Origin of the sequence: Sphingomonas sp. 7/4-4, assembly GCF_027941955.1 — a bacterium.
Classification (GTDB): domain Bacteria; phylum Pseudomonadota; class Alphaproteobacteria; order Sphingomonadales; family Sphingomonadaceae; genus Sphingomonas.
In genome coordinates this window covers 2,326,658-2,343,762 of the sequence record NZ_CP115960.1, presented here as the reverse complement: position 1 = coordinate 2,343,762, position 17,105 = coordinate 2,326,658, and the positions used below count along the sequence as shown (strand labels likewise).

Annotated in this window: 12 protein-coding genes and 3 pseudogenes; 6 read left to right on the top strand and 9 right to left on the bottom strand. The window is 66.2% G+C overall.

The features are described 5' to 3' along the window. Window positions 1-77 precede the first annotated feature (77 nt). Together PIB19_RS11795 and PIB19_RS11790 are read right to left on the bottom strand one after the other, a co-directional pair. Window positions 78-362 carry a hypothetical protein gene (locus PIB19_RS11795; protein WP_271237515.1) on the bottom strand — a complete coding sequence of 95 codons (285 nt, stop codon included), beginning with the start codon at window positions 360-362 and terminating at the stop codon, window positions 78-80. Window positions 363-366: 4 nt separating this feature from the next. Beyond that, a pseudogene (locus PIB19_RS11790) lies at window positions 367-1,364 on the bottom strand (glycerophosphodiester phosphodiesterase). Window positions 1,365-1,485: 121 nt separating this feature from the next. On the opposite strand from PIB19_RS11790, the pseudogene PIB19_RS11785 reads away from it, so the two are divergent. Together PIB19_RS11785 and PIB19_RS11780 are read left to right on the top strand one after the other, a co-directional pair. Then, window positions 1,486-2,398, top strand: a pseudogene (locus PIB19_RS11785) (XdhC family protein). After that, on the top strand, window positions 2,385-2,978 hold the full coding sequence (locus PIB19_RS11780; RefSeq protein WP_271237514.1) for a nucleotidyltransferase family protein: 594 nt from the start codon (window positions 2,385-2,387) through the stop codon (window positions 2,976-2,978). Before PIB19_RS11785 ends, PIB19_RS11780 begins: the two are co-directional and overlap by 14 nt. 5 nt (window positions 2,979-2,983) lie before the next feature. Here the strand turns inward: PIB19_RS11780 and PIB19_RS11775 are convergent. The 4 genes and pseudogenes from PIB19_RS11775 to PIB19_RS11760 form a co-directional block, all read right to left on the bottom strand. Further along, window positions 2,984-4,188 (bottom strand): annotated as a pseudogene (locus PIB19_RS11775) (ABC transporter permease). Continuing rightward, window positions 4,188-4,901, bottom strand: coding sequence for an ABC transporter ATP-binding protein (locus PIB19_RS11770; RefSeq protein WP_271237513.1), 714 nt, complete (start codon window positions 4,899-4,901; stop codon window positions 4,188-4,190). The pseudogene PIB19_RS11775 and the gene PIB19_RS11770 overlap by 1 nt, the downstream one beginning before the upstream one ends. Next, the gene (locus PIB19_RS11765) at window positions 4,888-6,333 is read right to left on the bottom strand and encodes an efflux RND transporter periplasmic adaptor subunit (protein WP_271237512.1); all 1,446 of its coding nucleotides are present in this window, start codon (window positions 6,331-6,333) and stop codon (window positions 4,888-4,890) included. Before PIB19_RS11765 ends, PIB19_RS11770 begins: the two co-directional genes overlap by 14 nt. Beyond that, a complete protein-coding gene (locus PIB19_RS11760) occupies window positions 6,323-7,813 on the bottom strand; it encodes an efflux transporter outer membrane subunit (protein WP_271237511.1) in 1,491 nt (496 codons plus the stop codon). The genes PIB19_RS11765 and PIB19_RS11760 overlap by 11 nt, the downstream gene beginning before the upstream one ends. Window positions 7,814-7,983: 170 nt before the next feature. On the opposite strand from PIB19_RS11760, the gene acs reads away from it, so the two are divergent. Both acs and PIB19_RS11750 read left to right on the top strand, forming a co-directional pair. Next, window positions 7,984-9,924 (top strand): acetate--CoA ligase, encoded by a 1,941-nt coding sequence (gene acs, locus PIB19_RS11755; protein WP_271237510.1) that lies wholly within the window; start codon window positions 7,984-7,986, stop codon window positions 9,922-9,924. Between the two features lie 73 nt (window positions 9,925-9,997). Further along, window positions 9,998-12,037 (top strand): M13 family metallopeptidase, encoded by a 2,040-nt coding sequence (locus tag PIB19_RS11750; RefSeq protein WP_271237509.1) that lies wholly within the window; start codon window positions 9,998-10,000, stop codon window positions 12,035-12,037. Between the two features lie 99 nt (window positions 12,038-12,136). Here the strand turns inward: PIB19_RS11750 and PIB19_RS11745 are convergent, their stop codons facing one another. Next, on the bottom strand, window positions 12,137-12,544 hold the full coding sequence (locus tag PIB19_RS11745; RefSeq protein WP_271237508.1) for a GFA family protein: 408 nt from the start codon (window positions 12,542-12,544) through the stop codon (window positions 12,137-12,139). Next, complete coding sequence (locus tag PIB19_RS11740) at window positions 12,545-14,338, bottom strand: peptide MFS transporter (protein ID WP_271237507.1); 1,794 nt, start codon at window positions 14,336-14,338, stop codon at window positions 12,545-12,547. It abuts the gene before it with no gap. Window positions 14,339-14,750: 412 nt separating this feature from the next. Here PIB19_RS11740 and PIB19_RS11735 point away from each other — a divergent pair, with 412 nt between their 5' ends. Both PIB19_RS11735 and PIB19_RS11730 read left to right on the top strand, forming a co-directional pair. Further along, on the top strand, window positions 14,751-15,350 hold the full coding sequence (locus PIB19_RS11735; RefSeq protein WP_271237506.1) for a nitroreductase family protein: 600 nt from the start codon (window positions 14,751-14,753) through the stop codon (window positions 15,348-15,350). Between the two features lie 18 nt (window positions 15,351-15,368). Further along, window positions 15,369-15,725: a GntR family transcriptional regulator gene (locus PIB19_RS11730; protein WP_271237505.1), complete on the top strand. Its 357-nt coding sequence runs from the start codon at window positions 15,369-15,371 to the stop codon at window positions 15,723-15,725. A 132-nt stretch (window positions 15,726-15,857) separates the two neighbouring features. Here PIB19_RS11730 and PIB19_RS11725 read toward each other — a convergent pair whose 3' ends face one another. After that, on the bottom strand, window positions 15,858-17,066 hold the full coding sequence (locus tag PIB19_RS11725) for an LL-diaminopimelate aminotransferase (RefSeq protein WP_271237504.1): 1,209 nt from the start codon (window positions 17,064-17,066) through the stop codon (window positions 15,858-15,860). Window positions 17,067-17,105: the final 39 nt, after the last annotated feature.

The following is a 17,105-nucleotide window of genomic DNA, read 5'->3' as shown; positions in this document are numbered from 1 at the left end:
CATCGAAGTCAGCAGCAGCCACTTATGGGTGCAGATGAAGCCCGACGTGCTGCGCGCGGTGGCCGAAGTGCTGGGGGTCAGTCGGGATCCGAGGCGCGATAGCCGTCATAGGCCTGGCAATTGTCGGGGTTCTTCTTGCATTCCTTCTCGCGCTTGCGGCGCTCCTTGCCCTCCTGGGCTTCCTTCTCGCGCATCTTCTTGCCGTAGTTGCGGTCCGATTCTTCCTGGCTGGTCGTGGTCCAGTCGACTGCCTGGCTGCCTGCCTTGACCGGCAGCGTGGCGACGTTCCACGCGGTCTTGGCGACGCAGCCGCCCGAGAGCAGAGGCAGCAGGGCGACGATCGGGAGGAGCAACTTACGCATGGTCTTACCTTGGTTTGGCGGGCGAAGCGGAAGCCGACGCACGCGCTGACACCGCTATATATGGGTAATCGCTGAATATCCCGTCCACGCCAAGTCCGATGAAATACCCGATTTCCCCGGCGAGCCGACCATGTTCGGCGGGACCGCCGGCCGTCCGCCAGGCAGGGAGCAGGAAAAATTCTCGGCGCGGAAGGTCCAGGGGTGCACCTTTAGCCCCGCGGCATGCGCATCGGTGACGAGGCTGGTGGCGGCGCCCGATGCCGGCTGGATCATCGTCCGTTCGGGTCCGATCCCCGTGGCATATTGCGCCACGCGCGCGAGCCCCTCGGGCGTCGCCATCGCGGCATAGCTCGGCTCGGCGCCGTCGGCGGGGCCGCCGCTCGCGGCCATCAACTGGATGAGCGGCACGCGAGTCATGCCCTTCAGCTTCCTGAGATTAGCGACTTCGAACGACTGGATGAAGACTGGCGCGTCGGCGCGATCCCACCCCGCTTCGCGCAGCTTCGTCACCAGCCGTTGCTCGAGCGGGAGGCCGATCGAGGCGAAATAGCTCGGATGCTTGGTTTCGGGATAGATGCCGATCGTGCGGCCGGACTCGCGCGACGCCCGCTTTGCGAGCGTGATGATCTCGTCGAGCGTCGGGATCTCGGCCTGACCGTCATAGCGCGTGTTGCCGGGGCGGAGCTGGGGCAGGCGTTCCTTCGCGCGGAGCGTCTTCAATTCGGCGAGCGTGAAATCCTCGGTGAACCAGCCGGTCACCGGTGCGCCGTCGATCGTCTTCGTCGCCTTGCGTGCCGCGAATTCCGGATGCGCGGCCACGTCGGTCGTGCCCGAAATCTCATTCTCGTGCCGCGCGACGAGCACGCCGTCCTTCGTGGGAACCAGGTCGGGCTCGATGAAATCGGCGCCTTGCTCGATCGCGAGGCTGTACGAAAGCAATGTGTGCTCGGGGCGTTCGCCGCTGGCGCCGCGATGCGCGATGACGATGGGCCGGTTTGCCATGGCGCTTTCCTGCACGCCGACACAGCCCTGCGCCAGCAGCAATGCCGCGAACGCCAATGATCTTGCCACGAAACTTTCCACGCGCCAGGCGTTATCGGACGGTTGTGACGGAAGCGAGACCATGGCGGAAAATGACAGCGTGCTGGCAGCCGCGCGTGCCTGGAAGGGAAGCCGGATGGCGATCGCCACCGTGGTCTCGACCTGGGGCTCGGCGCCGCGGCCGCGCGGCAGCCACATGCTGGTGCGCGACGACGGCCGCTTCGAAGGCTCGGTCTCGGGCGGCTGCGTCGAGAACGACATATTGGCGACCGCCGAGGACGTCATCGCCGGCGCGCGCGCCACAGTGAAGACCTATGGCGTCGCAGACCCGCGGCGTGGGAGGTCGGGCTGCCGTGCGGCGGCGAGATTTCGGTGCTCGTCCAGCCGGTTTCGGCGGAGGGATTCGATCCGCAGCTGTTCGAGGCGATCGAGGGCGCCCGCGCGAACGGCACCAGTTTCGACCTGGCCACCGATTTCGCCACGGGGCGCAGCGTGCCCGGATCGGCGGGCGATTTCGTCAATCGCTACGATCCGCCGCGCCGCCTGGTGATCGTCGGCGCCGTCCAGATCGCGCAGCGGCTGGCGGGGCTGGCGCGCGAACTCGGAATCGTTACGCAAGTAATCGATCCGCGAGGAGATTTCTGACGCCCGAGCGTTTCCCCGGCGTGACGCTCGACGACCGCTGGCCCGACGAGGCCGTGACCGCGCTGAAGCCCGATCGCGCCACAGCAGTGGTGACGCTCAGCCACGATCCCAAGATCGACGATCCGGCACTGATCGCCGCGCTCGCGCATCCGACCGGCTATGTCGCCGCATTGGGCTCGCGCCGAAGCCATGCGGCGCGGCTGGAGCGGCTGACGGCTGCCGGAGTGGACGAGGCCGATCTTGCCCGGATCGACGGCCCCGCCGGGATCGATATCGGCAGCATCGGGCCCGCCGAGATTGCGCTGTCGATCGCCGCCGCAATGGTGAGGAGTTTCCATGCTGACGCCTGAACGGACCGCCCTGGTGCTGCTCGCCGCGGGGCGCTCGCGCCGCTTCGACGGCGACAAGCTCGCCGAGCCGTTCCTCGACAAGCCGCTCGCTTATCATGTCGTGACTGCGCTCGAGAATGTGCCCTTCCTGACGCGGATCGCAGTGGTTTCGGACACCAGCCTCGATTTCGCGGCTTTGGGCTATCGCGTGGAGGAGAATCCCGATCCGTCGCTCGGTCAGGCGCGCTCGCTGTGCCACGGAGTCATGGTCGCGAAGGCGGCAGGGGCCGATGCAGTGCTGGTGGCGCTGGCGGACATGCCGCGTGTGACCGCAGCGCATATCTACCGCCTGTTCGATGCGACCGACGGGCTCGACACGGTCGTTGCGTCGAGCAACGGCGCGCAGCCCTGCCCGCCGGCATTGTTCGGCAGCCATTTGTTCGACCAATTGCTTGATCTCGAGGGCGACGAAGGCGCCCGGAAGCTGATCCGGCGCGGGCACCATGTCGTGACCAGCCCGGCCGAGCTGGCCGATGTCGATACCCGGGCGGATCTGGAGGAACTGCGCCAGCTCTACGGACTGGAGACTGACGGGAAGTAGCCGGCTTATTCGTGCCGCAGCGCGTCGATCGGGTTGAGGCTCGCGGCGCGGCGTGCGGGAAGTAGCCGAACACCACGCCGATCAGTGCCGATACCAGGAACGCGATGACGTTGATCTGCGGCTCGAACATCCATTCGACCTGCATCAGCGGCGCAAGGCCGAGCACGACCAATTGGGCGACGACCAGCCCGACCAGCCCGCCCAGGCAGGACAGCACCACCGCCTCCATCAGGAATTGCATCAGCACTTCGCTGGCGACCGCGCCGATCGCGAGCCGGATGCCGATCTCGCGCGTCCGCTCGGTGACCGAGACGAGCATGATGTTCATGATGCCGATGCCACCCACCACGAGGCTGATCGCGGCCACCGCAGTGACGATCTGGGTGAGCAACGTGGTGATGCCGGTCAGCGTCTGGCTGATCTGGGCGGTGTCGAAGATGTTGAAATCGTCGTCCTTGCCGCCGGTGATGCTGCGGCGTTCGCGCAGCACCTGCTTGATCGATTCCTGGACCTGCGCGCCGTCATAAGCGGGATCGACGCCGACCAGCATCAGCCGGATGTCGCGATTGCCGGTGAAGCGGCGCTGGACCTGCTTGATCGGCATGATGATCACGTCGTCCTGATCGCCGAATCCGCCCTGGCCGCGCGTCGAGAGCACGCCGATCACGTCGCACGAGATGCCGTTGACCCGCAGCCGGTCGCCCACCGCCTCGCCGCCGCGGAACAGGTTGGTGCGGATGGTATTGCCGATGATGCACACGGCCTTGCCGGCCTGTTCCTCGGCGCGCGTGAAGATGCGGCCGGAGACCAATGGCCAGGGCTGGACCTGGAAGAAGGCATTGGTGGTGCCGTTGATCGACGTCGACCAATTGGCGCCCTGATAGATCACCGTCGCAGTAGATTGCGCCTGCGGGGCGACTGCATTGACGCCGGCGACCTGCCGCGCGACCGCCTCGACATCCTCTTCCTTGAAGTCCGGAGGACGCGGCCCGCCGCCGCCCCGGCCGAAGCCCTGGCCCGGACGGATCTGGAGGACGTTGGTGCCCAGGCTCGCGACCTGCTGCTGCGCGGCCTTGGTGGTCGCCTTGCCGAGAGTCACCATCGCCACCACCGCGGCGACGCCGATGATGATGCCCAGCGTCGTCAGGAACGAGCGGAGCTTGTGGCGAAAGATCGAGCGGATCGCGAGGATGAAGGTCGTGCCGAACATCAGGCGGGCTCGTGCGCATGGCTGTCGATGCGCTCGACCAGCCCGTCCTTGAAGTGGATGATCGTGCGCGCGAACGCGGCCATGTCGCCTTCGTGCGTCACCATCAGCACCGTGATCCCGCTGGTCGCGTTCAGTTCGGTGAGCAGCTTCATGATCTCGATCGAGCGCTCCGAATCGAGGTTGCCGGTCGGCTCGTCGGCGAGGAGCACGGCGGGGTTGGTGACGATCGCGCGGGCGATCGCGACGCGCTGCTGCTGGCCGCCCGAAAGCTCGGCGGGAGTATGGTCCCACCATTCCTTGAGCCCGACCTTGTCGAGCGCGGCCATCGCCGCCTCGCGCCGCTCCTTCTTGGGATCGCCGCGATAGAGCAAGGGGAGTTCGACATTCTCGAGCGCCGAGGTCCGCGCGAGCAGGTTGAAGCCCTGGAACACGAAGCCGAGATATTTCCGACGCAGCAACGCGCGCTGGTCGCGGCCGAGCCGCTCGACATGCACGCCCTTGAACAGGAATTGCCCGGCGCTCGGCACGTCGAGGCAGCCGAGGATGTTCATCGTCGTCGACTTGCCCGATCCCGATGGGCCCATCACCGCGACGAAATCGCCGCCCGTGATGTCGATGTCGATGCCCTTCAGCGCCTGGAACGCCGTCGGTCCCTCGCCATAGACCTTGGTGACGCCGCGGAGCTGGATGATCGGCGCGTCACTGGCCGCCACTTTGGCCTCCCGCGCCACCCTGCGCACCGCCTTGCCCGCCGCTGCGGCCGCCCTGGCGCCGCTGTCCGGATCCCTGACGCCGCTGGCTGGCACCGCCTTCGGCGAGCTGGCCGGTGATCACCTTCATGCCCGGCTTCAAATCGCCGCCGGTAACTTCGGTGACGGTGCCGTCGGTGTCGCCGGTGGTGACTTGCACTGGTTGGGGCTGGCCGTCCGCGCCGAGGATATAGACGGTCTGCTGCGCACCTCGGCTCATCGTCGCGGATTTCTGCGCGCCGCCGCCGGCACCCCCGCGGCGACCGCGCGGCACGAGCGCACCGGCGATGCCGCCCTGTCCGCCGCTCGCGCCCTGACCGCCGCCCGCGCCGGGGCGGAAGCGCAGTGCCGCATTGGGAACGAGCAGCACGTTGGGTCTGGCCTTGGTGATGATCTCGGCGGTCGCGGTCATGCCGGGGCGAAGCTGCTGGTCGGCATTGGCCACGCTCAGCGTCGCGGCATAAGAGACGACCTGCGACTGGGTGGTCGTGCTGCTCGTGCTCGAGCTCGTCGCCGACTGCGCCGAGAGGTTCGAGCCGAGATCGACGCGGGTGATCGTCGCGGGGAAGGTCTTGCCCGGGAAGGCATCGACCGTGAAGCTCGCCAGCTGGCCCTGCTTGACCGAGCCGACATCGGCCTCGTCGATCGCGACCTGCAATTCCATCGCCGACAGATCTTCGGCGATCACGAACAAGGTCGGCGTGTTGAACGAGGAGGCGACGGTCTGGCCCGCGTCGATCTGGCGGGCGAGCACGACGCCGTTCACCGGCGAGCGGATCACTGCCTTGAAACGCTGCGTCTGGTTCGACGACAGCGCCGCGCGAGCGGAGACGACATTGGCCTCGGCCACCTTGACCGCCGCGACCGCGCGGGCGGCAGCGGCGCGCGCCTGCTCCATCTCGACCTTGGCGGGAACGCGCCCGCCCGACAGGCGGCTGACCTCCTCGAGCCGCTGGAGCTGCGCACGCGATTCGGCGACGGTGGCCTGCGCCTGCGATACCTGGGCGAGATTGGCGTTGAGTGCCGCCTGGCTCTGGGAGATCGAATCGTCGAGGCGCGAAGTGTCGAGCACTGCAAGCGGCTGGCCCTTGATGACGCGATCGTTGACATCGACGCTGACCGTCTCGACGAGGCCCGAAAGCTCGGAGCCGACTTGCACCTGGTTGGTCGGGGCGAGCTTGCCGGTGGCGGAGACAGTGACGGTCAGATTGCCGCGTGCTGCCTCCTCGGTCGAATATTGGGTGGCGGTCGCACCGCCGAAGAAGAAGCGCGACAGCGCCAGCACGGCGAGGAGGACGACGGCGCCCACGATGATCCATTTGAGCCAACGCCGCCACCACGGCCGGGCGGGCGTGCCGAGGAACTCGTCGAGATTCTTGTTGGGATCAGTTGCCATCCGCGGTGCCGCCTGTGGTCGTCGAGGTCCGCGCCGGAGCCTCGGGTGTGACATTGCTGTCCCAGCCGCCGCCGAGCGACAGATAGAGCTGGATCAGCGCCGTCGATTGATCGGATTGCGCGCCCACCAGGCCGTTCTGTGCCGAGAGCAGCGATGCCTCGGCCTGGTTGAGCGTCGTGAAATCGGTGAGGCCCGAGCGATATTGCATGCGCGCGAGGATCGCCTGGTTGTTCGCGGCCTCGAGCGCGATGCGGAACTCGGCCTCGCGCCGCTGCGCCGCCTGCAGCGCGACGATCGAATTCTCGATATCCTCCAGCGCCGTGAGCACGGTCTGCTTGTACGAAAGGAACGCGCCGTCCGCGGCGGCCTGCGCCGAGCGTACCTGGCTGCGCGTGCGGCCGGCATCGAAGATCGTCTGGGCGATATTGCCGAAGAGCCGGCCGGTGATCACGTCGAAGATCGAGCTCAGCGCGCTCGATCCGGCATCGATGCTGCCGCCGATGCCGAGCGAGGGATAAAGCTGCGCCGTCGCGACGCCGATCTGCGCCGTCGCCGAGGCGAGGTTGCGCTCGGCCGAGCGAACGTCGGGGCGCTGGCGCAGCGTCTCGGCCGGGATGCCGGCGGCGACGCTCGCGGGGCCGCGCGGGATCGGCTTCACGGCTTCGAGCTCGGCCTTGAGCGCGCCCGGCGCCTGGCCGGTGAGCACGCCAAGCCGCGAGACGAAGCCGTTGTAGCTGGCTTCGAGACTGGGGATCGACGCCGCGGTCTGCGCACGCGACGCACGCGCCTGTTCCTGATCGATCGTCGAGACCAGTCCCGCCTGCACGCGCCATTGCGCGATCTGGAGATTGTCGTCCTGCAGCGCGAGCGACTGGCGCGCATTGGCGAGCTGCGCCTGCGCGGCACGCGCGAGGACATAGTTGCGTGCGGTCTCAGCCTCGATCGAGATCAGGACCGTCGCATAATCGAAGCCCGCCGCTTCATAACCGGCACGCGCCGATTCGACGCCGCGACGCACGCCACCGAACAGGTCGACTTGATAATTGGCATCGGCGCCCAGCGAGAAGCTGTTGCGGCCGCCGGTCGAGAAGGAGGTGACGCTGCCGTCGGGGAGCGTGGTGGTGGTCGTGCCGCCACGGAGCGATTCGCTGCGCGACGCGCCGGCCGAGGCGCTGACGCTGGGGAACAGCGAGGCGCGCTGCTGGATCAGCGATTCGCGCGCCTGGCGAAGCCGGGTCACCGACTGGGCGATGTCGAGGTTCGCGGCCTGCGCGCGCTGGACGATCGCGGCGAGCTGCGGATCGTCGAACTTCTCCCACCAGCGGACCAGATCCTCGCGGGCGCGCTGGTCGGCGGGCACGGAGTAGGTGTCGGGCACGCCGAGCTCGGGCGCGGTGCGCGGGCGATAATCGGGACCCACTGCGCAGGCGGCGAGCGGGAGCGCGAAGACAAGCATGAAGGCGATTGGGCGTCGTGCCATTCGGGCAAGATGGCTGGCGGCGGCAATCGGTTCCACCGAAATTATGTCGCAGTTTGTCGCAGCCCCGTCAAAACTGCGGCTCGGAGCGGTGTCGTAACGGAATCTGCGGCTTGCGCGGCGGGGTTGCTTGGGGACAAGGAGAGCCGGACATATCAGCCAGGAGCGGCCCCTTGACGAGCGACAGCCTGTACCCCGTATCCGAAGAATGGGCGCGCAAGGCGCGGGTCGACGCCGAGGGATATGCGAAGCTGTACGGCCGCAGCCTCGCCGATCCGGGAAGCTTCTGGCTCGAGCAGGCGAAGCGGCTCGATTGGGTGAAGCGCCCCGAAATCGCCGGCGACTGGTCGTTCGACGAAGAGGACTTCCACATCAGCTGGTTCGCCGACGGCAAGCTGAACGTCGCGGCGAATTGCGTCGACCGGCACCTTGCCAGCCGCGGCGATGCAGTGGCGATCCTGTGGGAACCTGACGATCCCACTGAGGAGCCGCGGCGCTACACCTATCGCCAGCTCCACGAAGAGGTGTGCAGGTTCGCGAACGTGCTGAAGGCCGAGGGCGTCCGCAAGGGCGACCGCGTCACCATCTACATGCCGATGATCCCCGAGGCGGCATTCGTATTGCTCGCCTGCGCACGCATCGGCGCGGTGCATTCGGTGGTGTTCGGCGGCTTCTCGCCCGAGGCGCTGGCGGGGCGGATCACCGATTGCGACAGCAAGCTGGTGATCACCGCCGACGAGGGCCGCCGCGGCGGCAAGCGGGTGCCGCTCAAGGCCAATGTCGATGCGGCGCAGGCGCATGCCCGGTCGATGGAGAAAGTGATCGTCGTCAAGGCAACGGGCGGTGACGTGGCGATGCAGCCGGGCCGCGACGTCTGGTATCACGAGGTGGCGGCGGCGGTTTCCGCGGAATGCCCGGCCGAGCCGATGAGCGCCGAGGATCCGCTGTTCATCCTCTATACCTCGGGCTCGACCGGCAAGCCCAAGGGCGTGCTCCATAGCAGTGCGGGTTATCTGCTCTGGGCGAGCTACACGCACGAACTCGTGTTCGATTACCGGCCTGGGCAGGTCTATTGGTGCGCGGCCGATATCGGCTGGGTCACCGGGCACAGCTATATCGTCTACGGTCCGCTCGCCAATGGCGGGACGACGCTGATGTTCGAAGGCGTGCCCAACTGGCCCGATGCCTCGCGCATCTGGCAGGTCGTGGACCGGCACCAGGTCGAGATCCTCTACACCGCGCCGACTGCGCTGCGCGCGCTGATGCGCGAGGGCGACGCGTTCGTCGCGAAGACCTCGCGCAAATCGCTCAAGCTGCTCGGCACGGTGGGCGAGCCGATCAATCCCGAGGCGTGGCGCTGGTATCACGAGGTGGTCGGCGAAGGGCGCTGCCCGATCGTCGATACCTGGTGGCAGACCGAGACCGGCGGGCAGATGATCACGCCGCTGCCCGGCGCCACTGCGCTCAAGCCCGGTTCGGCGACATTGCCGCTGCCGGGAGTCGATCCGCAGATCGTCGATGCCGAGGGCAATGTGCTGCACGGGGCTACCGAGGGCAATCTGTGCATCGCACGCAACTGGCCGGGTCAGATGCGCACCGTCTGGGGCGACCACGATCGCTTCTTCCAGACCTATTTCACGACCTATCCCGGCAAATATTTCACCGGCGACGGCTGCCGCCGCGACGAGGATGGCTATTACTGGATCACCGGCCGGGTCGACGATGTGATCAACGTCTCGGGGCACCGCATGGGCACCGCCGAGGTCGAGTCCGCGCTGGTGCTGCATCCCAAGGTGGCCGAGGCCGCGGTGGTCGGCATGCCGCACGACATCAAGGGGCAGGGCATCTACGCCTATGTGACCCTCAACGTCGGCTGCGTGGCGGACGAGGCGTTGCGAAAGGAATTGCGCGACTGGGTGCGGACCGAGATCGGACCGATCGCCACGCCCGACGCCCTCCAGTTCGCCCCGGGACTGCCCAAGACGCGCTCGGGCAAGATCATGCGGCGGATTCTCCGGAAAATCGCCGAGGGCGATGTGTCGAGCCTTGGGGACACGAGCACGCTCGCCGATCCGTCGGTGGTCGATGATCTGGTGGCGAACCGGGTGGGGTGATGATTTGCCCGTTGCGCGAGCCCCGGTGCGGCGTTACCCTCGCATAATACACCTGATACCGGGGGATTATCTGATGAAGATCAAGGCTTTGGCGCGTCTGGGCGCAGGCGCGGCGCTGGTGGTGATGACAGGACCGGCGTTCACCCAATCGACGCAGGGCACGGCGAAATACGGCGCATTTGGCGTCGACCTCACCGCGCAAAAGGCAGGCGTGAAGCCGGGCGATGACTTCTGGACCTTCGCCAATGGCGGCTGGAACGAGCGCACCGAGATCGCCGCCGACCGCGCTTCGGCGGGCTATGGGGTGCTGCTGACCGTCGAGGCCGAGGCGAATGTCCGTGCGATCCTCGACGACATGGCGAAGAACCCCGCCACTTATGGCGCGACCGGCAAGCAGGTCGGCGACTTCTACGCCAGCTGGATGGACGAGGCGGGCGTCGAGGCGCGAGGCACCGCACCGCTCAAGCCCTATCTCGGCCGCATCGCCGCGGTGAAGGATCTGGCGGGCCTGCAGGTGTTGTTCGCGAGCGTCGGCTATGCCTCGCCGGTCGAGCTGGACGTGATCCCCGACCTCGCCGATCCGACGCGCTACACCGCCGTCACCGGTCAGGGCGGCCTCGGCATGCCGCGCGATTATTATCTGCTGGAGGGCGAGAAATACGTCGCGTTCCGCACCGCCTATCGTGCCTATGTCCAGAAGATCCAGGAGCTGGCCGGCATTGCCGATGCGAGCGCGAAGGCCGACGCGATCGTCGCGCTCGAAACCGCGATGGCGAAGCAGCAATGGTCGCCCGAGCAGAGCCGTGACATCGCCAAATTGAACGATCCGCAGCCGCTCGCCGGGCTCGAAGCGAAGGCGCCCGAGTTCGACTGGGCGCTGATGCTCAAGACGGCCGGGCTCGATTCGTCGCCGACGGTGCTGATGACGCAGAACACCGCGGTATCGGCGATGGGCAAGATCCTCGTCGCGACGCCGCTCCAGACGTGGAAGGACTATCTCGCTTATCGCTTCGTCAGCGATCACGCGCAGTTCCTGCCCAAGGCATTCGACGACACGCGCTTCGGCTTTTATTCGAAGACATTGAACGGCGTGCAGGTGCAGCGCGATCGCTGGAAGCGCGGCGTGCAGCTCACCAACGGCGCGCTCGGCGAGGCGGTAGGCGCGATCTACGTGGCGAAATATTTCCCGCCCGCGGCCGAAAAGCAGATGGGGGAGCTGATCGAGAACCTGCGTGCCGCCTATCAGGAGCGGATCACCGGCTCGACATGGATGGACGATGCCACGCGCAAGGCGGCGCTCGCCAAGCTCGCCGCGTTCGAGCCGCGGATCGGCCATCCGGTGAAATATATCGACTATTCGGTACTCGCGGTCGATCGCACCGATCTTCTCGGCAACGCGCAGCGCTCGAGCGAATTCCAGCATCAGCTTGAGCTTCAGCGGTTCCCCAAGCCGGTCGATCGCACGCTGTGGAACATGACTCCGCAGACAGTGAACGCCTATTACAGCCCGCTCGCGAACCAGATCACCTTCCCGGCCGCGATCCTCCAGCCGCCTTATTTCGATCCCAACGCCGATCCGGCGGTCAATTATGGCGCGATCGGCGCGATCATCGGCCACGAGATGGGCCATGGCTTCGACGATCAGGGCAGCATGTTCGGCCCCACCGGCAAGTTCGAGAATTGGTGGACCGACGCGGCGAAAAAGGGCTTCAAGGATCGCACCGCCGCGCTCGCGGCGCAGTACAACAACTTCGAGCCGATCCCCGGCACCAAGATCAACGGTTCGCTGACGCTGGGCGAGAATATCGGCGATCTGGGCGGGATCGAGGCGGCCTATGCGGCCTATCAGAAATACCAGGCGAAGCACGGCAAGGCGAAGGTGATCGGCGGGCTGACCGGCGATCAGCGCTTGTTCCTGTCCTATGCGCAGGCGTGGCAGGCCAAGGTGCGCGAGGGCGCGCAGCGCCAGCTATTGCTCACCGATCCGCACTCGCCGGCGATGTTCCGCGTCAACGGCATCGTCCGCAACGTCGATGCCTGGTACAAGGCGTTCGACGTCAAGCCGGGCGACGCGCTGTATCTCGCGCCCGAGCAGCGCGTGCACATCTGGTAAGCGCGATGCCGGCGTAAATGCGATCGCCCCGGCAGCAATGCCGGGGCGATTCTCGTTCCGGTTGGAAAAAGGGGAACGGCGACGCTCCCCTTTTCGTATCTAGCCCGCACCGGTCCTCGGAAAGTGCGGGACCTCCGGGTTCGAACGGATCCATGACAGCCGCTCGCCCGTCCAGATTTCCTTTTGCGGCGGGAAAAGCTCCGGGTCGTCGAGCGTGGCGGTGGTCACGTCGAACAATCCCGGCCGCGTCGCGCGGCGATAGGTGAGCGTGGAGCCGCAGCGCGCACAGAAACCCCATTCGACGCCCGGCGAAGTCTCGTGGACCGTAATCGCCCCGACGACGATCTCCACCTTGTCCTCCGGGAAGATCGCCCAGGCGAGCGTCGGCGCGCCGGTCATGCGGCGGCAGTCGCTGCAATGGCAGTGCGAGGTGGCGGCGGGCTCGCCTGTGACGCGGTACCGCACCGCGCCGCACCGGCAGCCGCCTTCGGCGGTCGAGGCTTCCACTTAGGTGACCCCGTGCATCCAGCGCTTGAGCGGCCAGCTCAGCAGCAGCAGGAGCACGCCCAGCCCGATAGCCCAATAGGAGATCAGCGTGAACATATCGAGGTAGGTGTCGAGGCTCACCTTCAGGTTGGTCACCTGACCGCCGACGGTATCGACGCTGGCGATCTGTGCGATCATCCCGGCGAAATATTGCGCCACCGAGATCGACAGGAACCATACGCCCATCATCAGCCCAACCACGCGCGCGATCGACAGCTTGGTGACCATCGAGAGGCCCACCGGCGAGATGCAGAGCTCGGCGAAGCTGTGGACGAAATAGAGGCCCGCAAGCCACCAGATCCCGACACGGAAACCCGCATCGGCATAGGTGGCGCCCCATACGAGCAGCAGGAAGCCCGCCGCCACGCTGATCAGCGCGATCCCGAACTTGACCGGAATCGACGGTTCGAGCCCGCGCCTTGCCAGTGCGGTCCACATGATCGACATGAACGGTGCGAGCAGGATGATGAAGGCGGCGTTGAAGAACTGCGTCTGGCCTGCGGTGATGCTGAACAATCCGAATACCGACAGGTCGGTGTTGCGATCGGCGAACAACGTAAGCGACGAGCCCGCTTGTTCGAACAGCGTCCAGAACACCACGTTGAAGACGATCAGCGTCATCGCCGCGAGCATCATCTGGAATTCCTGGCGGCTGCCCGCGACGAACGACCAGATCAGGATGCCGGGGACCGAGAGCAGGAAGGTGCCGAACAGGAACTTGCCCATCAGCGGCAGCGAGGCGACATAGCCGATGATGCCCGATCCCGGCGCGGGCTCGGGCGAGTTCATCAGATTGACGTAGAGGAAGTAGAAGACCGGCACGATCAGCAGCGCGCCGGCATAGATGAACCATTGCTGCCGCTCGACCTCCGGCCGCGCGGGCGGCTCACCATAGCCCGCCAGCGTGTTCCCGTTGAACTGGATCAGCGCCCACGAGATCATCATGCCGATCGCGGCGAGGCCGAACCCCGCCCACCAGCCGAACGCCACCGCCAGGCCCGGACAAAGGATCTGCGAGAAGAACGATCCGATGTTGATGCCCATGTAGAAGATCGTGAAGCCGGTATCGCGTCGTCGGTCGCCGACCTCGTAGAGCTCGCCGACCATCGTCGAGATGTTCGGCTTGAAGAAGCCGTTGCCGGTCGAGACCATCGACAGGCCGATCAGCATGATCATCACGTAGAAGGGGCTGCGATCGGCGTCGGATTCGAAGCCGCCCTTGGCGATCTTGCGCACCGACGCGCCGTTTTCGAGCAGATCGATCGAGCCGTCGTCATTGCCCTTGATCTCGAGTTTCCGGGTGCCGTCGACCACGTAGCGAACCTCACGGTCGCCGGCTTTCTCGATCGACACCTCGTAGCGCTGGCCGTCGATCTTGGCATGCGGTTGGGCGGTAGGGCCGCCGAAGCAGAGGATCAGATAGCCGAGCGACATCACGATCGCGCCGAACTTCACTGCGCGTTTCGATCCGAGGAACTGGTCGGCGAGATAGCCGCCGACCAGCGGCGTCAGATAGACCAAAGCCGTGAAGCCGCCATAGATGCCGGTCGCCTCGCGGTCGCCGAACATGAAATGCTGGGTGAGGTAGAGCGTCAGCAGCGCCCGCATGCCGTAGAAGCCGAAGCGCTCCCACATCTCGGTGCTGAACATGCGCGCCAGCTGACGCGGGTGCCCGAACCACGTCTTCTCCGCGGCGGGATTTACGTGGCTGATATCGGGCTCTGCCGGACTATCGGCGGTTGGGGTTTCGACCATGCGGGAATTCGACCTTTTTATTTCGGTTTCCGGGGCTTGCCCGGCGCATGGGCGGCCAGACTAGAGCGAATGGCGCGGGTGTAAAGCGCGGCCCTCTACGCGCCCGTCCCGCTGTCGAAACCGGGGCGCTTGCCCGAGGCGCTTGCCCGAGGTGCTTGCAATGTAGGATTTCGTCTGCTTGCCTCGCCGGGCCGCTGACCCGGCCACTCTTTGACTCGGTGGATGCCCCCACGCAGATCGCCGGTTTACACGAAAGAAAGTTGCGTGATGAATTGCGTTTCCGCCAACTGAGTCAAGTTAAGCCCTATCCATAATGCGTCATCCCCGCTTTCGCGGATGACGAAGAAGGCCGGAAATGACGCGATCCCGAATCACCGTTGGCGCGCGGCGGATCGGTGCCTAGATCGCCGACATGATTTTCAACGATCGCGCCACGCCGCTCCGCATTCTCCAGACCCGTCGTTCGGGCAAGCCGCGCGACATGGTCGCGCCGGGGCCGAGCCCCGAGCAACTGCGCGAGATGATCGCGATTGCGGCGCGGACGCCTGATCACGGCAAGCTGGCGCCGTGGCGGTTCGTGATCGTGCCCGACGATGCCCGGCAGGCGCTGGCGGAACGGCTGATCGAGATCCAGCGCGCCGAGAAGCCTGATTGCAATGCGCGCGACGAGGAGGCGACGGCGCAGTTCGTGATGCAGGCGCCGGCTCTGGTCGTCGTGCTCTCGGCGCCGGTGCACGGACACAAGATCCCCTTATGGGAGCAGGAGCTGTCGGCGGGGGCGGCGTGCATGAACCTGCTGCATGCGGCGCATGCTTGTGGGTTCGTCGGCGGGTGGCTGACCGGCTGGGCGGCCTATTCGGACAAGGTGCGCGATCTGTTCGGCGAAGCGCCGCAGCGTATCGCGGGATTCGTCTTCATCGGCACGCCGGGACGCGATCTCGACGAGCGGCCGCGCGGCGAACTGTCCGAAATCGTACACGAATGGAATCCGGGGTATGGACCCGAGCGCTAATTAGTGTATTATACCAGCATGACAGCGCTCGAGCACGACGACTCACCCGTTTACCTCAAGCTTCGCGCCACCATCGCTGCGGCGATCCTGCGCGGCGAATATCGTGCGGGGGACCAGCTTCCCTCGGTACGCGCGCTCGCCGCCGAGCACGGCGCCAATCCGCTGACCGTCGCCAAGGCCTATCAGAGCTTCCAGGACGACGATTATGTCGAGGTCCGCCGCGGGGTGGGCATGTTCGTGCTGCCCGGCGCAGTCGAGCGGCTGCGCATTGCCGAGCGCGAGCGCTTCCTGACCGGCCATTGGCCGCGGGTGCGCGATCATATCGCATTGCTCGGCCTCGACGTGCGCGAGCTGCTGGACAGCGAGCTGGCTTAACCGCCCCTCTATTTCGTCATCCCGGCCTTGTGCCGGGATCCACTCGTCCGCACGCGAGAAGTTGGAGGCTCCAGCTTCTCGCCAAGTTGCATAGTGGACCCCGGCACAAGGCCGGGGTGACAGTGAAGGGGTTCAGCCCGCCTTCGCGCTCGGCGTGTTGACGCCCATCGACTGCAGATATTTCCGCACGTTGCGCGCCGCCTGGCGCAGGCGTTGCTCGTTCTCGACCATCGCGATGCGCACGAACCCCTCGCCATTCTCGCCATAGCCGACGCCCGGAGCGACCGCGACCTTGGCATGGCTGAGCAACTGCTTCGAGAATTCGAGGCTGCCGAGATGCGCGAGCGCCGGTGGCAGTGGTGCCCAGGCGAACATCGAGGCGCGCGGGGAGGGGATGTCCCAGCCGGCGCGGCCGAAGCTCTCGACCAGCACGTCGCGGCGCTTGTGATAGAGCTGGCGGTTCTTCTCGACGATGTCCTGCGGGCCGTTGAGCGCCGCGCACGCCGCGGCCTGGACCGGGGTGAAGGCGCCGTAGTCGAGATACGACTTCACCCGCGTCATCGCCGCGATCAGCTCGCGGTTGCCGACTGCGAAGCCGATCCGCCAGCCTGCCATCGAATAGGTCTTGCTGAGCGAAGTGAATTCGATCGCCACGTCCTTGGCGCCCTTGACCTGCAGGATCGAGACGGTCGGATTGCCGTCATAATAGAGCTCGGAATAAGCAAGGTCGGAGATGATCCAGACCTTGTTCTCCTTCGCCCAGGCAACCAGCCTTTCGTAGAAAGCGAGGTCGACCGTCTCCGCGGTCGGGTTCGACGGATAATTCACGACGAGGATCGAGGGCCGCGGGACGGTGAAGTTCATCGCGCGCTCGAGGCTCTCGAAATAATGCTCGTCCGGCGTGGTGGGCACCGCGCGGATCGTCGCGCCGGCGATGATGAAGCCGAAGGTGTGGATCGGGTAGGAAGGATTGGGCGCGAGGATCACGTCGCCCGGCGCGGTGATCGCGGTCGCGAGGCTTGCGAGCCCTTCCTTCGATCCCATCGTGACGACCACCTCCGTCTCGGGATCGACCTCGACACCGAAGCGGCGGCCGTAATAATTCGCCTGGGCGCGGCGCAGGCCCGGAATGCCCTTGGACTGGGAATAGCCGTGCGCGTCGGGCTTCGACGCCACTTCGCAGAGCTTCTCGATCACATGCGCCGGCGGCGGCAGGTCCGGATTGCCCATGCCGAGGTCGATGATGTCCTCGCCCGCCGCCCGCGCCGCTGCCCGCATGCCGTTGACTTCGGCGATGACGTAGGGCGGCAGCCGCTTGATGCGGTAGAACTCTTCGGACATTTCCACTTCTCTCTCGAATTTGGGCGCTGCATTGCGCCG